The sequence below is a fragment of the Enterobacter cloacae subsp. cloacae ATCC 13047 genome (assembly GCF_000025565.1).
Taxonomy (GTDB): Bacteria; Pseudomonadota; Gammaproteobacteria; order Enterobacterales; family Enterobacteriaceae; genus Enterobacter; species Enterobacter cloacae.
Window position 1 is genome coordinate 3430835 of record NC_014121.1, and the last position, 22733, is coordinate 3453567.

The 22733-nt window shown below is 54.8% G+C and carries 20 protein-coding genes; 1 reads left to right on the forward strand and 19 read right to left on the reverse strand.

Features of this window, described 5'->3' with window-relative positions; all coding sequences use genetic code 11:
- Window position 1 precedes the first annotated feature (1 nt).
- From wcaJ to ECL_RS16745, 16 genes are all read right to left on the reverse strand, one after another.
- Window positions 2–1396: an undecaprenyl-phosphate glucose phosphotransferase gene (gene wcaJ / locus ECL_RS16670; protein ID WP_014832616.1), complete on the reverse strand. Its 1395-nt coding sequence runs from the start codon at window positions 1394–1396 to the stop codon at window positions 2–4.
- Window positions 1397–1442: 46 nt separating this feature from the next.
- Entirely contained in the window at window positions 1443–2813 is a 1371-nt protein-coding gene (cpsG, locus tag ECL_RS16675) for a colanic acid biosynthesis phosphomannomutase CpsG (protein WP_013097871.1), read from the reverse strand.
- A 110-nt stretch (window positions 2814–2923) separates the two neighbouring features.
- Window positions 2924–4360 (reverse strand): mannose-1-phosphate guanyltransferase, encoded by a 1437-nt coding sequence (cpsB, locus tag ECL_RS16680; protein ID WP_000084309.1) that lies wholly within the window; start codon window positions 4358–4360, stop codon window positions 2924–2926.
- Window positions 4361–4363: 3 nt separating this feature from the next.
- Window positions 4364–5587: a colanic acid biosynthesis fucosyltransferase WcaI gene (wcaI, locus tag ECL_RS16685; RefSeq protein ID WP_013097872.1), complete on the reverse strand. Its 1224-nt coding sequence runs from the start codon at window positions 5585–5587 to the stop codon at window positions 4364–4366.
- Window positions 5584–6063 (reverse strand): GDP-mannose mannosyl hydrolase, encoded by a 480-nt coding sequence (locus ECL_RS16690; protein WP_013097873.1) that lies wholly within the window; start codon window positions 6061–6063, stop codon window positions 5584–5586. The genes wcaI and ECL_RS16690 overlap by 4 nt, the downstream gene beginning before the upstream one ends.
- 2 nt (window positions 6064–6065) lie before the next feature.
- Window positions 6066–7031 (reverse strand): GDP-L-fucose synthase, encoded by a 966-nt coding sequence (fcl, locus tag ECL_RS16695; RefSeq protein ID WP_013097874.1) that lies wholly within the window; start codon window positions 7029–7031, stop codon window positions 6066–6068.
- A gap of 2 nt (window positions 7032–7033) precedes the next feature.
- Window positions 7034–8155 carry a GDP-mannose 4,6-dehydratase gene (gene gmd / locus ECL_RS16700; RefSeq protein WP_003863514.1) on the reverse strand — a complete coding sequence of 374 codons (1122 nt, stop codon included), beginning with the start codon at window positions 8153–8155 and terminating at the stop codon, window positions 7034–7036.
- Window positions 8156–8179: 24 nt separating this feature from the next.
- Window positions 8180–8728, reverse strand: coding sequence for a colanic acid biosynthesis acetyltransferase WcaF (gene wcaF, locus ECL_RS16705; protein ID WP_013097875.1), 549 nt, complete (start codon window positions 8726–8728; stop codon window positions 8180–8182).
- Window positions 8729–8743: 15 nt separating this feature from the next.
- Complete coding sequence (gene wcaE, locus ECL_RS16710; RefSeq protein WP_013097876.1) at window positions 8744–9490, reverse strand: colanic acid biosynthesis glycosyltransferase WcaE; 747 nt, start codon at window positions 9488–9490, stop codon at window positions 8744–8746.
- 16 nt (window positions 9491–9506) lie between these two features.
- Window positions 9507–10727 carry a colanic acid polymerase WcaD gene (gene wcaD / locus ECL_RS16715; RefSeq protein WP_013097877.1) on the reverse strand — a complete coding sequence of 407 codons (1221 nt, stop codon included), beginning with the start codon at window positions 10725–10727 and terminating at the stop codon, window positions 9507–9509.
- Complete coding sequence (gene wcaC / locus ECL_RS16720; RefSeq protein ID WP_013097878.1) at window positions 10702–11919, reverse strand: colanic acid biosynthesis glycosyltransferase WcaC; 1218 nt, start codon at window positions 11917–11919, stop codon at window positions 10702–10704. The genes wcaD and wcaC overlap by 26 nt, the downstream gene beginning before the upstream one ends.
- Window positions 11916–12407 carry a colanic acid biosynthesis acetyltransferase WcaB gene (wcaB, locus tag ECL_RS16725; protein WP_013097879.1) on the reverse strand — a complete coding sequence of 164 codons (492 nt, stop codon included), beginning with the start codon at window positions 12405–12407 and terminating at the stop codon, window positions 11916–11918. Before wcaB ends, wcaC begins: the two co-directional genes overlap by 4 nt.
- Window positions 12407–13249 carry a colanic acid biosynthesis glycosyltransferase WcaA gene (wcaA, locus tag ECL_RS16730; RefSeq protein WP_013097880.1) on the reverse strand — a complete coding sequence of 281 codons (843 nt, stop codon included), beginning with the start codon at window positions 13247–13249 and terminating at the stop codon, window positions 12407–12409. Before wcaA ends, wcaB begins: the two co-directional genes overlap by 1 nt.
- A 108-nt stretch (window positions 13250–13357) precedes the next feature.
- A complete protein-coding gene (wzc, locus tag ECL_RS16735; protein ID WP_013097881.1) occupies window positions 13358–15520 on the reverse strand; it encodes a tyrosine-protein kinase Wzc in 2163 nt (720 codons plus the stop codon).
- Between the two features lie 2 nt (window positions 15521–15522).
- Window positions 15523–15966: a low molecular weight protein-tyrosine-phosphatase Wzb gene (gene wzb / locus ECL_RS16740; RefSeq protein WP_013097882.1), complete on the reverse strand. Its 444-nt coding sequence runs from the start codon at window positions 15964–15966 to the stop codon at window positions 15523–15525.
- 6 nt (window positions 15967–15972) lie between these two features.
- Window positions 15973–17112 carry a polysaccharide export protein gene (locus ECL_RS16745; RefSeq protein WP_014170829.1) on the reverse strand — a complete coding sequence of 380 codons (1140 nt, stop codon included), beginning with the start codon at window positions 17110–17112 and terminating at the stop codon, window positions 15973–15975.
- Window positions 17113–17803: 691 nt separating this feature from the next.
- On the opposite strand from ECL_RS16745, the gene ECL_RS16750 reads away from it, so the two are divergent.
- Complete coding sequence (locus ECL_RS16750) at window positions 17804–19387, forward strand: TerC family protein (protein WP_013097884.1); 1584 nt, start codon at window positions 17804–17806, stop codon at window positions 19385–19387.
- Window positions 19388–19475: 88 nt separating this feature from the next.
- On the opposite strand, the gene asmA is transcribed toward ECL_RS16750, so the two are convergent.
- The 3 genes from asmA to udk all read right to left on the reverse strand — a co-directional run bounded on the left by asmA (window position 19476) and on the right by udk (window position 22660).
- Window positions 19476–21326 carry an outer membrane assembly protein AsmA gene (gene asmA, locus ECL_RS16755; protein WP_013097885.1) on the reverse strand — a complete coding sequence of 617 codons (1851 nt, stop codon included), beginning with the start codon at window positions 21324–21326 and terminating at the stop codon, window positions 19476–19478.
- Window positions 21327–21348: 22 nt separating this feature from the next.
- Window positions 21349–21930, reverse strand: a complete 582-nt coding sequence (gene dcd / locus ECL_RS16760) for a dCTP deaminase (RefSeq protein ID WP_013097886.1) — start codon at window positions 21928–21930, stop codon at window positions 21349–21351.
- A gap of 88 nt (window positions 21931–22018) precedes the next feature.
- The gene (gene udk, locus ECL_RS16765) at window positions 22019–22660 is read right to left on the reverse strand and encodes a uridine kinase (RefSeq protein ID WP_008500855.1); all 642 of its coding nucleotides are present in this window, start codon (window positions 22658–22660) and stop codon (window positions 22019–22021) included.
- Between the last annotated feature and the right edge of the window lie 73 nt (window positions 22661–22733).

Here is a 22733-nt window from a genome sequence, read left to right on the forward strand (position 1 = left end):
CTTAGTACGCCGCTTTGTTCACGAAACCTTTGAAGATGGTCAGAAAAACAATTTTGATATCGAACCAGAGGCTCCACTCACGGATGTACTCAAGGTCGAATTCAATGCGTTTTTCCATTTTTTCCAGCGTGTCGGTTTCACCGCGCCAGCCGTTGATTTGCGCCCAGCCGGTAATGCCTGGTTTCACTTTATGGCGCAGCATGTAGCCTTCAATCAGCGAACGGTACTGCTCGTTATGGGCAACCGCATGCGGACGTGGCCCGACAATCGACATACCGCCGGTAAAGACGTTGATAAACTGCGGCAGCTCGTCCAGCGAGGTGCGGCGCAGGAAATTCCCCACGCGGGTCACGCGCGGATCGTTCTGCGTAGCCTGCGTCACCACTTTGTCGTTCTCCATCACCTTCATGGAGCGGAATTTCCACACCATGATCGGCTTACCGTCCATGCCGTAGCGCGTCTGACGGAAGATGACCGGGCCGGGAGAGCTCAGCTTCACCGCCAGGGCAATACAGCACAGCACCGGAGAGATCAGCAGAAGGATCAGTGAAGAGAGCACAATGTCTTCCAGACGTTTGAGAACACGGTTGATACCTGACAGCGGCGTGTCGTACAGCGGCACTACCGGTACACCGTTCACCTCTTCGATACGGGAATGGAGAATGTTGAAGGTAAAGACGTCCGGAATGAGGATCACGGAACAGGTGGTGTCCGCCAGGTCGCGCATCAGTTTCTTAATGCGGGACTCCTCTTTCATCTGCATGGCAATGTAGACGTTGTGAATTTTGCCCGCTTTCGCATCGTCAATAAGCTGATCGTAGTTGCCCGCCCAGTCCGACGGCACGCCACCCGGTTTCGCGTCGTGGTAGATCCCAACCACTTCAAAACCTAACCACGGCTCTTTACGGAAGCTATCAAGCAGCACCTGGCCCACCGGCAGATCGCCGGCAACGGCGACATAGCGGCGGTTGTAACCACGGTTACGCAACCAGCCCGCGCCAAAGCGGATCAGGGAGCGGCAAACCACCATGCCGACGCTGGTTAACAGATACCAGCAAAGATATGTCACCAGACGATTATCAAAATCATGGCTGAACGCCACCAGGCCCGCGCTGAAGATCAGGCTTAAGGTCCAGTTCTGCAGCAACAGCATCAGTTCGGTGGTCATCTTGACGCCACGCCACGAACGATAGAAATCCGTCATCCCGCCGATCATCTGAAACACGACCAGCGCAATCAGTGCCATCAGCAGATGCATGTATAAGAACGATTGCCCGCTGATCCAACACACCGCCCACAATCCGCCGACCATGATGGTGATATCAGAAAAACGCTGCACCATAGAGATTAACGATGCATTCGTTCTCGCTCGTTCGCGCTTTTTTAGATTCGTCATCGTTGTTCCTGTATTCGGTTTCCCCTCCCACCGGGAGGGGCAAATATTACTGATTCAACAGCGCCAGAATGTCCTTCGTTCGGGCTTCCATCAGCGCGGTGTCGGCGCGGGATTCCACGTTCAGGCGCACCACCGGCTCGGTATTGGACGAGCGCAGGTTAAAGCGCCACTGCGGGAACGCCATGCTGATACCGTCGGTACGGTCAATTTCCAGCGCGTGAATAGCAAAGTGCTGTTCCACGCGGGCAATGGCCTCAGCCGGCTGCGCCAGTTTGCTGTTGATCTCTCCACTTGCCGGGAAGGCCGCCATACGGTCGCGCACCAGCTCGCCCAGGGTCTGACCTTTCAGGCACAGCAACTCGGTCACCAGCAGCCACGGGATCATCCCGCTGTCGCAGTAGGCAAAATCGCGGAAGTAGTGGTGGGCGCTCATCTCGCCGCCGTAGATGGCGTCTTCTTCGCGCATACGCTCTTTAATAAACGCGTGACCGGTTTTGGACATCACCGGCGTGCCGCCTGCGGCAGACACCACGTCAACGGTGTTCCAGGAGAGGCGCGGGTCATGAATGATCTTCGCCCCCGGATTTTTCTCGAGGAACGCTTCCGCCAGCAGGCCGACAATGTAATAGCCCTCGATGAACTGCCCTTTCTCGTCGAACAGGAAGCAGCGGTCGAAATCGCCGTCAAAGGCGATGCCCATATCCGCACCGTGTTCAATCACCGCATTGCGGGTGTCGTCGCGGCACTCTGGCAGCAGCGGGTTTGGGATACCGTTCGGGAAGTTGCCGTCCGGGGTGTTGTGTACCTTGACGAAGGTCACCGGCACGTTCAGCGCCTTAAAGCGGGCTTCCAGGGCATCCACCACCGGGCCCGCCGCGCCGTTGCCGGAGTTGATGACCAGCTTCAGCGGCTTAAGGTTCGCCACGTTGATGTAACCCAGCAGGTGGTCGATGTACTCTTTACGCAGATCGATCTGCTTGTAGCTGCCGCGTGCAGACTCGTTCACCGGCGGGAAGTCGTTGGCTTCCGCCAGACGCTGCACGTCGCGCAGGCCGGTATCACCGCTGATAGGGCGCGCACCCTTGCGCACCAGCTTCATACCGTTGTAATCCATCGGATTATGGCTGGCCGTGACTTCAATCCCGCCGTCCACGCCCAGGTGGAAGGTGGCAAAATAGATCTCTTCGGTACCGGAAAGGCCGATATCCAGCACGTCCACGCCCGCGTCCTGCAGCCCTTTCGCCAGCGCCAGCTTCAGGGATTCGCTGGTCAGACGCACGTCGCCACCCAGTACGATAGTTTTCGGTTTCAGGTATTCGCCGTACGCGCGGCCGATGCGCCACGCAATGTCTTCATTCAGCTCTTCACCCAGCTTGCCGCGAATATCGTAGGCTTTAAAACAGGTTAACTTTTCCATCATGACCCCTTTTTCAGGCAACAGTTGGCCCGCCCAATTAACAGGCAAAATATTTTTTATTCATTCGTAGGCCCGGTAAGCACAGCGCCACCGGGCATGATGCGAAGTGGTTACACCCGACCGTAGCGGTCCTGGAAACGGACAATATCGTCCTCTTCCAGATACGCGCCGGAGCGCACTTCAATTAAATCGAGAGGTATCTTCCCTGGGTTTTCCAGACAGTGTGTCGCCCCCAGCGGAATATAAATTGACTCATTTTCACCGAGCAGTTTCACTTCACCGTCGATGGTCACTTTGGCGGTACCCGCCACCACCACCCAGTGCTCGGCACGATGGTGATGCATCTGTACCGACAGGCCTTCGCCCGGCTTCACGGTAATGCGCTTCACCTGGTAACGTTCGCCCGCATCGATGGAGTCGTATTTGCCCCACGGGCGGTACACTTCGCGGTGAATATGGTGCTCGTGGCGACCGTCGGCTTTGATCTTCTCCACCACCTTTTTAACGTCCTGCACGGCGTTACGGTCGGCAATCAGCACGGCGTCTTTGGTCTGGACGACCACCAGATCCTTCACCCCCACCGTGGTCACGAGGCCGGATTCGGCGTAGACGTAGCTGTTCTCGGTTTTGTGGCTAATCACATCACCGTGATGGACGTTACCCTCCGGGGTATGCGCGCTGATCTCCCACAGGGAGGACCAGGAGCCAACATCGCTCCAGCCTGCATCCATCGGCACCACCACCGCATCCGCCGTGCGCTCCATCACCGCATAGTCAATGGACTCTTCCGGGCAGGCGAGGAAAGCGGCTTCGTCGACGCGAATAAAGTCGAGATCCGGATCCACCACGTTCATGGCTTTTTCGCAGGCGCTCAGGATATCCGGACGATACTTTTGCAGTTCTTCCAGATAGCGACCGGCGCGGAACAGGAACATACCGCTGTTCCAGTAGTATTCACCGCTGGCAACGTAGGCCTGCGCGGTTTCCAGATTCGGTTTCTCAACGAACTGCGCCACGTCAAACGCCACGCTGTCGCCTTCGCCCGGCGTCACGCTGCCGCGGCGGATATAGCCATAGCCGGTTTCTGGCAGATCCGGCACGATGCCGAAGGTCACCAGCTTGCCGCTTTCTGCGTAAGGAATGGCCGCCCGCACTGCGTCGCGGAACGCCTCTTCCTGCTGAATGACGTGGTCTGCCGCCAGTACCAGCATCAGCGGATCGCAATCCGGGCTGCTGCGTTTTGCCGCCAGCGCCGCCAGGGCAATGGCTGGGGCGGTATTTCGTCCGGCAGGCTCCAGAATGATGTTTTCTGTGAGTTTGTTCAGCTGGCGCAGCTGCTCGGCAACAATAAAGCGGTGCTGTTCGTTACAAATCACCACCGGGCTTTCACACTCCACACCCTGCAGACGGTTAACCGTCGTTTGCAGCATGGTGAGATCCCCTTTCAGGCAGAGGAACTGTTTTGGATAGAGCACGCGGGACAGCGGCCACAACCGGCTACCAGAGCCACCTGCCATCACAACCGGATACAACGTGGTTTGACTCATGATTTATCCCCGTATATCTGCAATAAATTGGCTCAGCACGTTCTCTTTCTCGAGCGTGCGTTCGGCATATTCACGTGCCACCGTGTTCACTTTTGGCATGGCGAGTGCCTGTTCAATTCCGGTCACCAGCGCCGGAACCGATTCCGGCTCCACGCAAACGGCGATCCCCGGGTAGCTGTCACACAGCTGGCCTAATTCGGTTTCGGCTTCTGCCGTGATCACAGCGTTCCCGCCCACGGCCAGAATGTTGGTCAGCTTGGACGGCAGCACCGCATCCGCCGCGCCGCGCTTTTGCACCACCAGATGACAGTCACCCATCTTCAGCAGCGCAGGCAGCGCCTCGTAAGACTGAAGCGGGAAGAATTTCACGTTAGTCAGGCCGCGTTCACTGGCCATCTTCTCCAGACGCGCTTTTCCGCCGCCCTGACCGACAATCACAAACATCCACGGATGTTCGCTAAGCTGTTGAGCCGCCTCGATAACGTTCTCCAGCCCCTGCTTTTCGCCGATATTGCCTGAATAAAGAATGATTTTTTGGTCATCAGGCAAACCGAGCTCTGCGCGAAGCGCCTGCGCGTCGTGTTCTGTTACGTCACGGAAACGGGCCACTTCGGACCAGTTCGGGAAAAAGATCACCTTTTCCGGCGCGACGCCCTTCTCCTGCGCTTTGTTCATCATCGATCGCGAGATGGTGGAGACATAATCCACGTTATGCAGACCGCTGCGCTCAAAAGCGCTGGCGAGTTTCGCCACTTTGCCACCCTTGCCTTTACCTGCCATCCCCAGGCCCAACATGGCGTCGACTTCATAATCCTGAATGTGCAGCAACGTGCGCGCACCGGAGAGCTTGCCCAGCAGCCGCATGCCCGGCGTGCAGAACAGCGTCGGTACCACGCCGATGATGCGATCCGGCTTCCAGCGACGCTGCGCCATCAGCGGGAAGAAACTGCTCAGGGCAAAGCTGCCCAGATGAATTAAACGTTTCAGCGTCGAGGGCTGCTTCGGCACGTACAGCGGGCAACGCCAGACGGTCGCAGCGCCCTCTTCGCGGCGATAGCGCCAGCTGGAGTAGCGCTCGCCCACTTTCCATTCCGGGTAGTACGGCGGCGCGGTAATGACCCGCACGTCATGTCCCTGGCTCGCCATCCACTCGACCATCTCGCCGGTGTATTTCCCGATACCGGTCAATTCCGGCGAGTAGTTGATTCCATATACGAGGATCTTCATAGTCCCGGCACCTCAGACTGACGATCGGCCAGGAAATAGGCACGACTGTTGTCATGCACATTGTCGCTGGCCAGCAGCGCCTCTGGCGTCTGCCAGCGGTAGTCGTCGTGCTGAGAATCAGGCAGACGCAGGTCTGCCTCACTCACCTTCAGGCGGAACCCCAGCACGATGTAGTGCGTGGTGAAGCCGGTACCTGAAAAGTTATCGTCATAGAAGTGCTGCCAGACCCCGTAAAACTGGCCTGCTGCCATCGGCAGTTGCAGGCCCAGTTCCGCCAGAGTGAGACGCTCAAACGCGTTGGCCAGCGTCTCATCCTTCTGCACGCGCCCGCCGGGCACGAACCAGAAGCCCTGAGCAGGACGATTGGTTCGTTTCCCCAGCAAGAACTCGCCGCGTTCGTTCTCCACGATCAAATCAATTGAGATGAGCGGAGTGGAGCGCACTACCGTGGCAAAATCTTCCTGACTTAAAAACATTGTTACCCCCGGAAGCGGTGCTGGTTTTCCAGGAACCACTGGTAGGTACTTGCCAGCCCTTGTTCCAGCGACACCTCGTGATACCAGCCCAGCTGATGCAGACGGGTGACGTCCAGCAGTTTGCGCGGCGTGCCGTCCGGTTTGGTGGCGTCAAACACCACGCGGCCCTTGTAGCCCACCACCTGGGCGATGGTCTGCGCCAGCTCGCGAATGGTGCAATCCACGCCAGTGCCAACGTTGATGTGCGACAGCATCGGCTCGGTGTTCTCCTGCCACACCTCTCGATCCAGCTCCATCACGTGAATGCTGGCCGCGGCCATGTCATCCACGTGCAGGAATTCGCGCATCGGCGTGCCGCTGCCCCACACCACCACATCCGGTGCGTTCTCGGCGGTCGCCTCGTGGAAACGACGCAGCAGCGCCGGGATCACGTGCGAGTTGCTCGGGTGGAAGTTATCGTGCGGCCCGTACAGGTTGGTCGGCATCACCGAGCGATAGTCACGGTTGTACTGACGGTTGTAGGACTCGCACAGCTTGATCCCGGCAATTTTGGCAATGGCGTACGGCTCGTTGGTTGCTTCCAGCGTCCCCTGCAACAGTTCGCTCTCGGCGATCGGCTGTTTCGCCATTTTCGGGTAGATACAGGATGAGCCGAGGAACAACAGCTTGTTCACGTTGTGCAGATGTGCCGCGTGAATGATGTTGCTCTCAATCATCATGTTCTCGTAGATGAAATCTGCCGGGTAAGTGTTGTTAGCGACAATGCCGCCCACTTTTGCCGCCGCCAGATACACCTGATCGATACGTTCATTGGCAAAGAAGTCCTGTACCGCACGGCTATCGAGCAGATTCAGCTCGTCGCGGGTACGGACAACCACTTCCACGTCACCGCGCTGCTCCAGCTGGCGAACAATCGCGGAACCCACCATTCCGCGATGACCGGCGACAAAAATACGTTGTTTTGTCATTCTCAGGACTCCAGCGCGATGGCAACCTCGTAGCCATGAGATTTGAGCAGGGAGTGTTTTTTCGCTGCTTCAAGATCTTTGGCTACCATCTCAGAGACCATCTCCTGCAGAGTGGTTTCTGGTTTCCAGCCCAGTTTCTCGTGCGCTTTGGTTGGGTCGCCCAGCAGGGTTTCCACTTCCGCAGGACGGAAGTAACGCGGGTCAACCTGCACAATCACATCACCTGGTTTCACGCCCGGTGCGTCATGGCCGGTCACAGAGACAACGATCCCCTTCTCTTCCACGCCAGTGCCTTCGAAGCGCAGTTTGATACCCAGCTGTGCGGCAGCCATTTCCACGAATTGACGGACGGAGTACTGCACACCGGTCGCAATCACGAAGTCTTCTGGCTGCTCCTGCTGCAGCATCATCCACTGCATCTTCACGTAGTCTTTGGCATGGCCCCAGTCACGCAGGGAGTCCATGTTGCCGAGGTGCAGGCAGGATTCCAGACCCTGAGCGATGTTGGCGATAGCGCGGGTAATTTTACGGGTCACAAAGGTTTCGCCACGACGTGGGGATTCGTGGTTAAACAGAATGCCGTTACAGGCGTACATGCCGTAAGATTCACGGTAGTTTACGGTGATCCAGTAGGCATACAGTTTGGCTACCGCGTAAGGAGAACGTGGGTAGAACGGGGTGGTCTCTTTCTGCGGGATTTCCTGCACCAGACCGTACAGTTCAGAGGTGGATGCCTGGTAGAAACGGGTTTTCTTCTCAAGGCCGAGGAAACGAATCGCTTCCAGCAGACGCAGCGTACCCATGGCGTCAACGTCAGCGGTGTATTCCGGGGATTCGAAAGAAACCGCTACGTGGCTCATCGCGCCCAGGTTGTAAACTTCATCCGGCTGTACTTCCTGCAGGATGCGGGTCAGGTTGGAGGTATCGGTCAGGTCGCCGTAGTGCAGATGGAATTTCGGGTTCGCCGCATGCGGATCCTGGTAAATATGATCCACACGTTCCGTGTTGAAAGAAGAAGCACGACGCTTAATACCGTGAACTTCATAACCTTTTTCCAGCAGTAACTCTGCCAGGTAAGAACCATCCTGCCCGGTAACGCCGGTGATGAGAGCGACTTTAGACATGTTTATATTCCTCTACTTATGAATTTAATCAGTTTCAACGCGTTCGCGTATCACCACTGCGGGGTTGCCACGGCAAATTTTATTTGCCGGTAGCGATTTAAAAACGCTGCTGCGGGCACCGACTACCGTGCCATCGCCAACAGAAACACCAGGTGCAACAAATACATCTGTTGCCAGCCAGCATTTTTCGCCAATCACAATTGGCGAAGCGGTAATATCAAAATGCTGACTCATAAAATCGTGGCTGCCGGTACACAAATAACACTTCTGTGACACCACTGCGTTTGCACCAATCGTGATATCGCCAAGGGTATATAACACGGCGTCATCCCCTACCCAGGCGTAATCGCCAAGCGTTAATTTCCAGGGGTAAGTAATTTTTACCGATGGACGAATAACTACGTTTTTTCCGATTTTTGCGCCAAACAGACGCAATAAAAAGGCACGCCAGCGATACAGTATTTGCGGTGACCAGGCAAATAAGGTGGCCTGAACGGCCCACCATAACTGCACTTTAATTCCGTTCCCGCCCCGGAAACCTTTCGGCACGGTGAACCCGTTAAGATCCTGCATTACATTTCCTTATATTCAGGCTTTGTTATATAAGGTTTTCGTTTTACCCGTGGTGCGCAGGCGGAATAAATAAGACAATTCCGCCCAGAATGCGGGTACGCGTAATATCTTACGCTGTACGTTTTTTGCATCCTGGCACAATTCCAGATTATTCGAGGTGGATACACCGCCCATTGAAAATTCAGACACCAGCCCTTTAATTCGACGGAACGGGTAGCCTGATTTATACAGACTGGCGGCCAGGGCATAATCTGATGACACTTTATACTGCAGATCGTAAGGCTGTTTTTTCAGACCTTTTACCGGGAAGAAAATGGCCTGATGGCTTGCCGGTAAACTGTGATAGATATACCAGCCGGGTTTCGCGCTGCGGCAAATTTTATGCCCGTCGCCAAAATCGAGCAGCGCATCGCCAATATACATCGCGTCGTCTTTCTGGCGCGCCAGCTGACGGGCAAATTGCGCCACATCGTCATGGAACACATCGCCCGAGTTAAGGAAGATGGCATAACGGCCTTGCGCCATGTTAATGCCTTTGTTCATCGCATCGTAGATGCCTTTATCTTTCTCGCTTACGAAGCGTAAGTTGAACTCACCGTTGAGTTTTTCCAGAAACTCCGCCGTGCCATCGTTCGAGCCGCCATCGACCACGATCCACTCAAAGCTGAGACTCGGATCGCGCGCCAGGTTGCGCAGCGAGCGCCAGGTTTTTACCACCCCTTCGTAATTACGAAAGGCAACAGTAATGACGCTAAGAAACATAAATCACCTCATTTCGTCATACGTTCGTAATATTAAGCGCCTTGCGCAGAATAAACGGACAGACAATCAAGAAAGCATATTCCGGGCTAAATATTGACCCCGTAAAAAACAGCGACACTGGCGTAAACAGATAAAGCTGCACGCGAAAGTTCTGGTTATCCCCAAACGCGTTAATCATCATTTTGAAAACTTTAAACAGATACCAGAGCGTCAACAGTACGGCGAACCACGAAAAATAAATAATTAACAGATACAGGCCATTGTCTATGGTTTTACCGACATCCGCACCGTTAAAGATTCCGAATGATGCAACATATTCGTAAAGTGAGCCGAATCTTACTACACCGTCGATATGGGTTAAGGAATAACCCACCATCACCAGCGGCCCGATAATGCGATAATAGGACGATGAGCCTTCCGTTCCCAAATCTCCCAGTCGCTCTGAGATATACGGGAATGCAAATATCACGCCTACTAAAAATACCGTCAGGGAGATGATCGCCAGCGGCAGCTTTTTCTTAATCGCATCTTTGTTCAGGTACTGGAATGCCCACTCCAGGAGGTAAAACAGGATAAATGTCATGACCCCTGAGAACGAACCAGACAGAACGATTCCTGCAAGAATCATAGCATCGGTCTTAGGGGTTTTGATACCAAACTGTTTGATGCTGAGCCAAATTGAGATTAACGCCAGAGCGAAAAACGCCGGTTCAAAATAGAGGGCTGTCGTACGCTTACCGCCAAACTTAATGAAGTTCAGTACATAGCTGTTACTGTAAATGAGATATTTCGAAATTATCTCCATCAGGCTGCTACCACCGGTGAGAATAATTTGCGCCATTTCCAGTGCAGCAAGCATAACAATTAACGCAACGGCAATATAAAAGAGCCTGAGGATTTTCCGATAATTGTGCGGAGAAATAGTTTTAAAACGAATACTCCACACCATGCCAATAATAATGACAATATAAACAAACAGCATGGTAGAGGTGACGTACTTGCTGGGATCCAGCGACTGGCCAAAGATGTAGTTAAACAGCGTCAGGCCAAAGCCCATCCCTAAGGCAATCATCAGCTTCTTGAGGTTGATTTTATCGACGTACAACAGAAGCAGAGCAGGCAAGAAAGTCACAATGGTTATCGGGAAGCTTTCGCCAAGCTGGGCAATTTTGACGTTGACCAGCAGATAGATCAGCGGCAGCAGCAGATAACTACAGACTCTGATAGAACGAGACATATTCCTCCAGCATCTGTTGTCCACTGTAGGCCTTGCGGCTGCGGTTGCGGAACGATTCCAGGTCAGTGCCAAAAACGGCCTGCGCAATCTGCGGCTTCGGCAGTTGCACCAGCGGCAGCACCTCCTGTTCCGCGAACGTTTTCCCGCCCGATTTTTCCAGCACTTCACGCGCCGCATCGCTGTGGGTGGCGATCACCGGCACGCCAATCGAGAGCGCTTCGCAGAGGATCAGCGGGTAGTTATCGACGCGCGAGCTGAACACCAGCGCATCCATCCCGTTGAGGGCGCTCATCAGCTTGCGCTTATCCGTTTCAAACCCGTGATTCACCACGTTAGCGCCGTCGAACGGCGAGAATTTGCCGAAGGTATGCAGTTCGATTTTGTCACCCAGCGCCATCATATCGCGCACCAGCTGCTGGTTGGTTTTGCCGTCGTAACGCAGGTCATGAGCGACGATTGCAATTTTCGGTTTGCCTGCGGTTTCCGCAACCGGGGTCAACTCGGCCAGAATCGCTTCCGTCGCCACGTCGATCCCGTTGTTGATGATCTGACACCGCCCTGCCCCATACAGACTGTTAAAAGCATCGGCCACATGCTGGCTGGGGGAGATAAACGTGCAGCCGAGCGACAGCATATCGCGGAACTGCTGACGTTTTCCGTCCACCAGCTGGTGAGCGCGATCCACTTTCACCGGCGGGTAATTGGTTAATGTCGGGCACTTCTGGCAGGCGTTTTTCCAGCCTTCACAGCCGTCGGTGAACGCACAGCGCCCGGTCACGCTCCAGTGGTCGTGCAGCGTCCAGATGAAGCGGGTATCCGGCTTGTGAGCCTGTACCTTCTGGCAAAACGTCACCACCTCTTGCAGATTCAGCCAGTAGCTGTGCAGCACGTGAAAATGGAGCACAACCGGGCCGGAAGTGCGCGTGACCGTACGATAGAGGTTGTTCAGGTTGCCAAACAGATCGCGGTTAAACAGACGAAACAGCGCAATGTTGGCGACAGACGTCAGACGTGGCGTCTGCTTGTGCACCTGCGGATAGCTATCGTGGCTGACGCTTTTCTTACCGCCTTTGCCATAGCCGTAGATAAAACGAGACTGAAGCCCTTTTTGCAGCGCACGCTGGTGCAGATCCAGCGCCACGCCAGCCGCCCCGCCCTCGGCGAGACGGACGTTAAATTGCAGAATGTTCATTTGATCACCTTCACGCGGGCTTTTTCGCCCACTACCAGCGCGTTATCCGGAATGCTGTCCAGCACCACGCTGCCTGCACCAATCGTGACGTTGTTACCAATGGTAATGTCGCCAATGATCACCACGTTCGCCCCCAGCTCGACGTTGTTGCCGATGACCGGGCAGGCCAGGCTCTCCGGCCCCCGGTTGCCGATGGTGACCGCATGACGAATAGTGAAATCATCCCCGGCGACCACGAACTTATTGATGACCACCGCATAGCCGTGGTGAATGGTAAAGCGGCGGCCGATGGTGGCCGCAGCCTGAATTTCATAGCCAAAAATGCATTCGGTGATAATTCGGTACAGCACCAGAACCGGTGCCGCCCAGAGGTTGTTCAGAACATTTTTCTTACGCCACACCGAGCAGAAATGCGCGATGCGGTACGCCAGAACCATGCAGCACGGGCGCAGGCTCCAGCTGTTAGCGCGGCAATCTTCCAGAAACATTATTTCCCCCGCAGTCCATCAGCCAGTCGCTTGCCGTTGCGCACGGAAAACAGCGTCAGCAAGGTACGCCAGGTCATCCGCTTATTGCGGATCTGATAGAGGGTAAAGAGCTGGTACTTCCGGCTGGCACGGTCAAACTTATCCTTGTGCTTGCGGTAGAAATGGAAGTAACCCGAGAATTTTTTTGGTGAGGAGGTGATTTGCATCTCCCCGTGGTTGATGTGCAGGATCTGCGTGGCCTCTTCCACCTTCCACGGCTCGCCATACTCCACCACCATTCGCAGGAAGATGTCGTAATCCTGCGCGGCCTTCAGTTCGGTATCGAACAGGCACTCTTTAAAGCGCCACGCCCAGGTGAACACCTGATTGCCGATGATGTTGCGCTTGTAGAACAGGCGGCGAGAGTATGGTGATTTCGGGTACAGCGGCAGGCTGGCAGGCTGCGAGTAAACCTCGCCCTGACAGACATAGTCGTTGGCATACAGGAAAGCGTGCGTGACCAGTTGTTCCTTGTGCGACAGGAAAATGGACAGCCGGTTTGGTGTCCACTCGTCATCGTCGTCGATGCCGGTCAGATACTGCCCTTTGGCCTGCATAATTGCCTGATTACGCACCGCACACGCCCCGGAGTTGATCGCGTTATGGGTATAGCTGACACGCGGGTCATTGAGGTCAGTGACAAACTTTTGCAGCTGCTCATACGAAGAGGAACAGTCATCAACAATGATCAGCTCCCAGTTATCGTAATCCTGGCGCAGCACCGATTTGATTGCACGGATCGCCAGCTGCTGACGATTCCATGTCGGCATATAAATAGAAACTAAAGGGCGTTGTGTGGTCATAGTCTTCCCCTGATCCCTCACCCCGCCTCTCTCCCAAAGGGAGAGGGAGAATAGCTGCACCGGGCAGTTCCCTCTCCCCTCGGGAGAGGGTTAGGGTGAGGGGGATTGTTATTTGCTGTCAGACTTATATTCGTACTCGTAATACCCGTAATCCTGGTACCCGGTCGCACGGCGGAAGATGGAGTTCAGGATCACCCCTTTCACCTCAATGCCATTCTGCTCGAAGCGGCTCAGGCTGGTTTCCACTTCCTTCAGGGTGTTCACCGCATAGCGCGCCACCATCAGCGTGGTTCCCGCCAGGCGACCGACCACGGCCGCATCGGTCACGGCCAGAATTGGTGGTGTATCGATCAGCACCAGGTCATAGTTTTTGCTCGCCCACTCCACCAGCTCGGCAAAGCGGTCGCTCATCAACAGTTCGGATGGGTTTGGCGGCACCTGACCACGTGGAATGAGGTCAAATTTCGGGATGCTGGTCGGTTTTGCGCTCTGGCTAATCTCACCCTTGCCAAGCAGGATTTCCGACAGACCGTTGACGTTATTGGTCCCGAGCAGCTCGTGGGTATAGCCCTTACGCATATCGCAGTCGATCAGCAGTACCCGTTTATTGGTCTGGCTGACCACCGCCGCCAGGTTGGCACAGACAAAGGTCTTACCTATCGACGGGCTGACACCGGTTAACATCAGTACGTTGTTTTTGGCCTGCATCATGGCGAAGTGGAGACTGGTACGCAGGCTGCGCACCGCTTCAATTGCCAGGTCCGTCGGGTTACCCACTGCCAGCAGCTGGCTCTGTTTGTAACGCTTGACGCCTTTGACGCTTTTGACCCGATCATGCGATTTCTGCCATTCGGAGAGCGGGATACTGGCGTAAACGTTGATACCATTCTCTTCCAGCACCTGCGGGCTTTCGATACCGCGGTTGAACAGCGAACGCAGCAGCACACCAACAATGGAGAGCATCAGGCCGAGGATAATGCTGCCGAGGATAATCAGCGCTTTCTTCGGCTTCAGTACGCCAGGCTGGGTAATGGCCGGGTCAACAATACGCACGTCGCCGACGGTGCTGGCTTCGGTAATCTTCAGCTCCTGCTGTTTGTTCAGCAGCTGCATATAGACCTGCTGGCCGGATTCCACGTCGCGGGTCAGACGCACAATTTCCTGCTGCGTTTTTGGCATCGCGGTGACGCGGTCATTAAGCTTCGCTTTCTCCTCTTCGAGGGTGCGACGTTTTTCCAGCAGCGTGCGATAGGCCGGGTGACGTTTGGTGTAGAGCTTAGAAATTTCCGCCTCTTTGAAGGTCAACTCATTAAGCTGCGCATCAATGTTGACCATCGAATCGAGCACCGATTTCGCTTCCAGCGGCAGATCGACGGAGTCTTTATCCTGACGAAACGCGTTCAGTTTGTTCTCTGCATCATCCAGACGTGCGCGTACTTCCGGGAGCTGTCTGGCGAGGAAGGCCAGGCTTTTCGCCGCTTCAGCCGACTTGCGTTCGACGTTCTGCTCAAGGTAGTTGCGGGTAATGCTGTTGAGAATTTCGCGGATTTGATCTTTATCTTCACCGGTAAAGGTCATGCTCAGGACACCCGTGTCCTTGCCATTTTCGGTGACCGTCAGGTTGTTTTGCAGATTGTTGATCATCCCCAGGGTGGAGAATTTGGTGACGGTAAACTCGCTGCCTTCCTGCGCCTGAATAGCGCTCACCTTCATGCTGACGCCATCTTTTGTCAGCATCTGCCCCACTTCACCGCGCGCGCTGAAGCCTGCGTCGCTGGTCAGCTGATACTGCTTCGGCCCTAGCACGGTCAGGGTAAAGGTTTGATCCGCGCTCCCTTTCGGCAGCACAAAGTCGGTAACTTTTACCGTGTCGTTGCTGTGCCCGGTCAGGCGATCCCAGCCGGCACCAAATATCGGGAAGGTATTTTTGGTGACGGAGATATCAAGCCCCAGATCGTGAACCGTTTTGCCCAGCACCAGACGCGACTGGATCAGCTGAATTTCGGCCTCGGAGGCAGGCGGTTTGTTCGCCAGGGCAGAGCCAATATCCTGCACCAGCGAGTTGCCGGTGTTCTGCTCAATCTGCACCAACGCATCGGCGCTGTAGATGGGTGTCGCAAACAGCGTATAGACGATCGCCGCGGCGGCAAACACGGCGGTGATCCCAAGTACCCACCACTTCGCCTCTATGACGGTGCCGACCAGGCGACCAATATCGATTTCATCACTGCCCGAAATCGGGGCGGCAGAAGGTTTTGTTTTTTCTGTCATTGTTATCCCTGCTGAGCTTTCAGTGCCTGCGCCCACTGACGGGCAGACTGGTCAAGTAAGGTATACACCGCCTCAAAGGCCTCACGGCTTTTGCGATAGGGATCGGGGATTTCGCGTTCGTTTTCCCAGTGACCAAACAGCATCACTTTGCCGCGCATCTCCGGTGCGATTTCGCATAGCGAGTGAATATGGCGTTTTTCCATCGTCAGGATCAGGTCATACTCCCGGCACATGCGGCCGGTGACCTGGCGGGCGCAGTGCCCGTCAAGAGAAAGGTTGTGATCGCGGGCCACGCTCGCGGCGCTTTCATCGGCACCTTTACCGACCAGCGCGCCCAGCCCTGCAGATTCGACGGTGAGCTCGGGCTGGTAGTGTTTCAGCAACCGCTCAGCCGTTGGGGAACGGCAAATGTTCCCCACGCATACCACCAGAATTTTATTAAACATCGCGGATTACCAGGTATGAATGTCGCGCGCCGTATCCGTCATGTAGCGAACGCCACTGATGGTTGGCAGCAACTGGTTGATCAGACGGTTCCAGCGGGCAACCGGTGCGGTGGTGACATACACCACGTCATAAGGCTGGAGGCGGAACTCCGTTGCCATTACCAGAGAAGTTGCATCGGACATATCCAGCTGGTAAATATTGGCAATCTTGCCTTTCGCACTGCCCTCGCCTTTCAGCGGACGGATCACGAAGATACCGGTGGCATTAGAGGTGGTGAGATCGATACCCTCTGCATTACCCAGTGCTTCGGTCAGGGTCATGCCGCTGAAGTCCATTTTGAGGGTGCTCTGTTTCTTCACTTCACCCATCACGAAGACTTTCAGATCGTCATTACGCGGTACATACAGAATGTCGCCCGGATAGAGCAGACGGTTCTGCGTCAGGTCGCCGTTTTGCATCAGCGCCTGCAGAGAAATGCGTTGTTCTTTGCCGTTGTGTGTCAGAACGACGTTGCGCCAGTCGGCACCGTCGGTTAAGCCGCCCGCGGCGTTAATGGCGTCCAGCACGGTCAGCGGCACGTTGGTGATGGCCTGCTGGCCAGATTTGTTCACCTGTCCGGAGATATAGGCTTTTTGCGAACGGAATGCGGCGATATTAACGTCCACCTGCGGATCGGCGATGTACTGCGCTAAGCGGCCGGTAATATCACTACGGATTTCGGCAAGGGTTTTCCCGGCAACGTGTACTTTGCCGATATAGGGATAGAACATGGTGCCATCAGACTGCACCCAGTTACCGGTGTCGCTTGAGCTGCGGTATTGGCCCGCTGGCGTGGTCAATTCCGGATGGTCCCACACGGTAACGTTAATGACGTCACCCGGACCTACGCGGTACTGGTAGGAGGCAATTTCCTGGTCCAGTGACATATTCGGCTGCGCAACATTTGGACGTGGACGTAATTGTTCGACCAGACGTGGTGTCAGTGGATAAACATTCACCATTTTGTCGAGATCAAAATCAGCATCCTGTTGTTTGATCACATCCTTACCCATTGTTGACATATTGCTGCCGGGAAAGACTGTACAACCACTCATCAAGGTCACAGACACCAATAATGGCATCAATTTCATTTTGGATTTCATCATTGATTATTTATCACTTTGGCAGAGTAATTATCCTGTGCAATTAAATAAGCCGGGTCGATTTGGCTTTCAGCATGCAGTTGTTCAAATAGAAATATAACTGGCATCAGTCCTAAAAAAAGCTTATTCATCCATTGGCTATTGACAGAATAATCGAGGCTGATTCACACGCTTTCAGGCACGCTACCGCCCTTGGCTTTCAGTTACCAATCCACTGACTAAACAATGCGTTATGGATAGACACCCTCTTTGATAAGGCCTTCTGGAAATATATCAGCCGCTTGCGATACACGGCAGATAATGAATAACCATCACTGAAGACCGGAACAATAATAGCAACAAGGAGATTTAACATTTGATGCTGGGAGAATTGTTGCAGCTAACCTAATAGCAGGCAAGGAGACAACTGTCCTAATAACGGTTTTTAAGATTAATATTAAGAGCAAAGTTTTGACGTTTTAGGATTTTCTTTATATTGACAAAATTAAAATAAAAACCATTTATTGCGATATATCCTAAAATGCGTTCGCCGTAATTAAATCTACGTATTTAGCTTATTTACAGATTCCGCATTGTTCTTCCTTTTTGCCGGATCGTATTAAGAGAAATCTCAGCCCGGCATTGCAATTTCCCCTGGCTTTATCCATGATCGAAGTGTGACATTGCTCATATAACAGAAGGTATTGCGATTACTATGGAATGGATTGCCGATCCATCAATCTGGGCCGGGCTGGTTACGCTGGTCGTCATCGAATTAGTGCTCGGTATTGATAACCTGGTCTTTATCGCCATCCTCGCCGAAAAACTCCCCCCGGCGCAGCGCGACCGTGCGCGCGTAACGGGCCTGCTGCTGGCGATGGTGATGCGACTGCTACTGCTGGCCTCAATCTCCTGGCTGGTGACCCTGACAAAGCCCCTTTTCTCCGTTCACGGCCTGAGCTTTAGCGCGCGTGATTTGATCATGCTCTTCGGCGGGTTGTTCCTGCTGTTTAAAGCCACGGTAGAACTGAACGAGCGGCTCGAAGGCAAAGACAGCGAAAACCCCACCCAGCGGCGTGGGGCTAAATTCTGGCCGGTGGTGGCGCAAATTGTGGTGCTCGATGCAGTCTTCTCCCTGGACTCCGTCATTACCGCCGTCGGGATGGTCGACCATCTGGCGGTGATGATGGCTGCGGTGATCATTGCCATTACGCTGATGGTGATGGCGAGTAAAGCGCTGACCCGGTTTGTTAACAGCCACCCGACCATTGTGATTCTCTGCCTGAGTTTCCTGTTAATGATTGGCTTTAGCCTGGTGGCCGACGGCTTTGGGTTCCACATTCCGAAAGGCTATCTCTACGCCGCCATTGGTTTCTCCGTCATGATTGAGGCGCTTAACCAGCTGGCGATTTTCAACCGCCGCCGCTTCCTCTCGGCAAATCAGACATTACGTCAACGCACCGCCGACACGGTGATGCGCCTGCTCAGCGGGAAGAAAGAAGATGCGGAGCTGGATGCTGAATCTTCCGCGATGCTGGCCGATCACAGTGACGGGCAGATCTTCAACCCGCAGGAGCGGCTGATGATTGAGCGGGTGCTCAATCTTAACCAGCGCACGGTCAGCAGCATCATGACGTCGCGCCATGACATCGAACATATCGACCTCACCGCCCCGGAAGAGCAGATCCGCGCCCTGCTGGACAGAAACCAGCATACCCGGGTGGTCGTGACGGGGGGTGACGAGGAAGAGGAGCTGCTGGGCGTGGTGCACGTCCTTGACCTGCTGCAACAGCAGTTGCACGGTGAGGCACTCAATTTGCGCGCCCTGGTGCGCCAGCCGCTGGTGTTCCCGGAGGGGCTGCAGTTGCTCTCTGCCCTTGAGCAATTCCGTAACGCGCGTACGCACTTTGCCTTTGTGGTGGATGAGTTTGGTTCGGTTGAGGGGCTGGTCACGCTCAGCGACGTGATGGAAACCATCGCCGGTAATTTGCCAAACGAAGTGGATGAAATCGATGCGCGCCACGACATTCAGAAAAACGCGGACGGTTCATGGACGGCCAACGGCCATATGCCGCTTGAAGACCTGGTCCAGTATGTTCCCCTGCCGCTGGATGAAAAGCGCGAGTATCACACCATTGCAGGTCTGCTGATGGAGTATCTGCAGCGCATTCCCCAGCCGGGTGAAGAAGTTCAGGTAGGCGACTATATGCTCAAGACGCTGCAGATTGAGAACCATCGCGTGCAGAAGGTGCAGCTGATACCGCTGCGCGACGAAGACGAGATGGATTTTGAGGTGTAGGAAAAACACGTTGCTCCCTCTCCCGTGGGAGAGGGATGGGGTGAGGGCATCAGGCCGCACTGGCAGCCGCCACCCGGCACAACGAACATCAAAGCTTATCGAGCAGCTTCTTCACGTCCTTCCCGTTTTGGGTGTCTTTATTGCGATCCGCCCAGTCGTTCAACCGACGTTTGGCTTCATCCTGCAGATGCTTGCGCAGGATCTGATCCACCTGCAGGCTGTAGTTCAGCGACTGCCATTGGCCATATACGCTCAGCGGTACCGGCGTCTCTTTCAGGAAGTCGATCAGCTTACCTTCACCCTGCCAGCCGGACAGCACCTGAACGTTGAAGTGGGTATCTGCCGTCTCTTTTACCAGATCGAGCTTGCCCTCGCCGGTTAATGACAACAGTGAGGAGGTCCCCTGCATGCTGTTCAGAGAGAGCTGCCCATTGTCGAGCGTCAGGTCACTGCTAAAGCTGTCGAGACGCGTGGCGCTGTCGTAATTTTCCTGCGCTTTAACTTCGCTGCTACGCTCCACCGCCTGCTGTACCAGCTGCTGGAAGTTGAGCCCTTCCATGCGGGCATCTTTCAGTTCAAGGTGAGCCTGCCCCTGCCAGTCGCGGCGGAAAGCATCAGCATCGATCTTCGTGCCCGAGAAATCCCCCGCCAGCGTCAGTTGACCCGTCATGGAGATGGGGTAGTCAAAGGCTTTCAGGATGGTGCCAATCTCAACGTTGTCGAGACGCGGCTGAAATTCCGCAGTCGAGGCCTCTTTACGCACATCCAGCGTGCCCGGCAGGGAAAGGTGCCCGGCGCCCATTTTGCCGCTCAGTTCGGAGATCACCAGCAAACCGTTCTGGTTGAACATCTGGCTGCTCACGTCGGTGAAATCGATACCGCGCCAGCGCAGGCTGTTGGCCTTCAGCAGAATGTCCGCCGTGAAGCCCCGCAGACCGTTATAGTCCGGCTGATCGAGATTAGACGAGATAACCGGACGCGTCTGTTTCCCCTGGTTTTGCCCGAGCTGCGCGGGATCGTTGTCCGTAGCGCTCGCCGGAGGCGGAGGAAGCAGGTTTTCCAGGTTGAGCTTGTCAAACTGCAGATTGAGCACCCATTTCGGCTTCGCCTCCAGAATGACGCTCGCCTGCCCTTTCAGGCTGCTGTCGTTCGCCTGCAGGTTGAGATTATTCATCTCAAGCTGTTTTAACTCTTCACGCCAGACGGCCTGCATCGTTCCCTGACCGGCAATCCCCTGGGCAGGGAGATCGGCTCCTGTCAGTTGCCAGTTTAGCTGCTGAATGTCGGCGGTAAGCTGGTGCGGATAATCCGACGCATTGACGCTGGCATTCAGAGACAGGGTGAGATCGCGCTGATCGCGGTTGACCCGTCCGCTAAACTCCAGCGAAGCAAGATGGTGCTCATCCTGCTCCATCTTGAGGTTGATATTCCGTACGGTGACCTGCTCATCGTCTTCATGCTGGAAAACCAGCACGCTATCGGCCACCTTCAGTTTGCCAATATCGAATGACCAGCCCGTATCTGACGGTTCATCAGGTAAGGTATTTTCCCGCGGCGCAACCGGCGCATCCGCGTTACGCACGGCTTCAGTTTGCTGGGTAAGCTGAATCACCGCGCCTTTTAACATCACCTGGTTGACCTGCAACTGGTGCGAAAAGAGCGGAACTAACGCCACATCAAGGCGCATGTTATCGGCAGACACCAGGGGCTGCGCAGCCCCCGGCGCGGTTAACGACATGCGGCCAGAGAGAATGCTGAGCTGGGGCCAGACGTGCCAGCGCAGCGGCCCATCCAGCTTCAGTTGATAACCACTGCGGGCTTCGACCTGCCGCACCATATAGGCGCGAAAATCATTCGGGTTAACCAGCAGAACCAACGCTGAAAGGCCAGCAACCAGCACCACCAGCAAAATCATCAGCGTTGTCAGAACTCTTCTCATGGCATCCTCAATGGACTAACGATCAGTCTTTATCAATACGGCTGGCAACCGCACCCTGCTGGTCGCGGTATTTTGCGTCCTGACGGCGGTTGTAAGGACGATCGGCCGGACCCGTCAGCGGTTCAAAGCTCAGCGCACCAATCATCATGCCCGGGCGCAGCGCCAGCGGCAGTTTACCGGCGTTGAAAAACTCCAGCACGATTCGGCCCGACCAGCCTGGATCGATACGGTGCGCGGTCACGTGTACCATCAACCCCAGACGCGCCAGAGAGGAACGGCCATCGAGCCAGCCCACCAGATCCGCGGGCAGCGTCACCGATTCAAAGGTCACCGCCAGCGCCAGCTCGCCCGGATGCAGATAAAAGGCCTCGCCTTCGTCGATAACGATTTCGTCACTCATCACGCGATCAAGCGCGGCGCTGACTTCATCCTTCGGCCCGCTAAGGTCGATGAACGGTGCGGTATGGCCGCTGAAGGTGCGGAATTTATTCCCCAGTCGCACATCAACGGTGACCCCATTGATACGCTCCACGGGTGGACGTGGGGTAATAGACAGGCGGCCTTCATCCAGCCAGGCTTCTATATCGCGATCACAAAGACGCATGGCACTCTCTCCTTTCGTGCATCGTGCCCTGAGGATAACGACTCAGGGCAAAGCAGGTTATCTCTGAACGGTACACAATTCGCGCGGCTTATTCAAAAAACTGGCTGATTTTCGCTTTTAAGATATCAATGGCAATGCGGTTTTTGCCTCCGCGCGGCACGATAATATCGGCGTATTGTTTGGATGGTTCAATAAATTGCAGGAACATTGGGCGAACGGTTTTCTGGTACTGCGCCATGACGGAGTCCATTGAACGGCCACGTTCGTTTACGTCACGCTTGATGCGGCGCATCAGGCAGATGTCCAGCGGGGTATCAACAAAGATGGAGAAGTTCATTGACTCGCGCAGACGCGCGTCGGTCAGAAGCAGGATGCCTTCAAGGATAATCACCTTCTTTGGCTCAATGCGAATCGTTTCCTGCGTGCGGGTATGTTCCACGTAACTATAAACAGGCAGTTCAATTGCCTGGCCGCTCTTGAGCGCTTCTAAATGCTGGAACAGCAAGCTGTGATCCATGGCATTAGGATGGTCATAGTTCGTTTTTACGCGCTCTTCCATCGACAGATGGGATTGGTCTTTGTAATAGCTGTCTTCGGGAATGACGCCGATGTGCTCATCACCAACTTGTTCACGCAGTTCGCGGTAAAGCGTACTGGCAATAAGACTTTTACCTGAAGCCGATGCGCCGGCAATGCCTATAATGACGCACTGATGAGACTTATCAGTCATAAATTTAGCGACCTGATTAACCTGGATGTTAAGGAAGGACGACGCCGGAGCGTCAAACGCGGCAATTATAGGG

Bases quoted from the DNA above. Each gene is read 5' to 3' on its own strand.
- wcaJ (WP_014832616.1), bottom strand. From the start codon at position 1,396: ATGACGAATCTAAAAAAGCGCGAACGAGCGAGAACGAATGCATCGTTA.
- cpsG (WP_013097871.1), bottom strand. From the start codon at position 2,813: ATGGAAAAGTTAACCTGTTTTAAAGCCTACGATATTCGCGGCAAGCTG.
- cpsB (WP_000084309.1), bottom strand. From the start codon at position 4,360: ATGAGTCAAACCACGTTGTATCCGGTTGTGATGGCAGGTGGCTCTGGT.
- wcaI (WP_013097872.1), bottom strand. From the start codon at position 5,587: ATGAAGATCCTCGTATATGGAATCAACTACTCGCCGGAATTGACCGGT.
- ECL_RS16690 (WP_013097873.1), bottom strand. From the start codon at position 6,063: ATGTTTTTAAGTCAGGAAGATTTTGCCACGGTAGTGCGCTCCACTCCG.
- fcl (WP_013097874.1), bottom strand. From the start codon at position 7,031: ATGACAAAACAACGTATTTTTGTCGCCGGTCATCGCGGAATGGTGGGT.
- gmd (WP_003863514.1), bottom strand. From the start codon at position 8,155: ATGTCTAAAGTCGCTCTCATCACCGGCGTTACCGGGCAGGATGGTTCT.
- wcaF (WP_013097875.1), bottom strand. From the start codon at position 8,728: ATGCAGGATCTTAACGGGTTCACCGTGCCGAAAGGTTTCCGGGGCGGG.
- wcaE (WP_013097876.1), bottom strand. From the start codon at position 9,490: ATGTTTCTTAGCGTCATTACTGTTGCCTTTCGTAATTACGAAGGGGTG.
- wcaD (WP_013097877.1), bottom strand. From the start codon at position 10,727: ATGTCTCGTTCTATCAGAGTCTGTAGTTATCTGCTGCTGCCGCTGATC.
- wcaC (WP_013097878.1), bottom strand. From the start codon at position 11,919: ATGAACATTCTGCAATTTAACGTCCGTCTCGCCGAGGGCGGGGCGGCT.
- wcaB (WP_013097879.1), bottom strand. From the start codon at position 12,407: ATGTTTCTGGAAGATTGCCGCGCTAACAGCTGGAGCCTGCGCCCGTGC.
- wcaA (WP_013097880.1), bottom strand. From the start codon at position 13,249: ATGACCACACAACGCCCTTTAGTTTCTATTTATATGCCGACATGGAAT.
- wzc (WP_013097881.1), bottom strand. From the start codon at position 15,520: ATGACAGAAAAAACAAAACCTTCTGCCGCCCCGATTTCGGGCAGTGAT.
- wzb (WP_013097882.1), bottom strand. From the start codon at position 15,966: ATGTTTAATAAAATTCTGGTGGTATGCGTGGGGAACATTTGCCGTTCC.
- ECL_RS16745 (WP_014170829.1), bottom strand. From the start codon at position 17,112: ATGATGAAATCCAAAATGAAATTGATGCCATTATTGGTGTCTGTGACC.
- ECL_RS16750 (WP_013097884.1), top strand. From the start codon at position 17,804: ATGGAATGGATTGCCGATCCATCAATCTGGGCCGGGCTGGTTACGCTG.
- asmA (WP_013097885.1), bottom strand. From the start codon at position 21,326: ATGAGAAGAGTTCTGACAACGCTGATGATTTTGCTGGTGGTGCTGGTT.
- dcd (WP_013097886.1), bottom strand. From the start codon at position 21,930: ATGCGTCTTTGTGATCGCGATATAGAAGCCTGGCTGGATGAAGGCCGC.
- udk (WP_008500855.1), bottom strand. From the start codon at position 22,660: ATGACTGATAAGTCTCATCAGTGCGTCATTATAGGCATTGCCGGCGCA.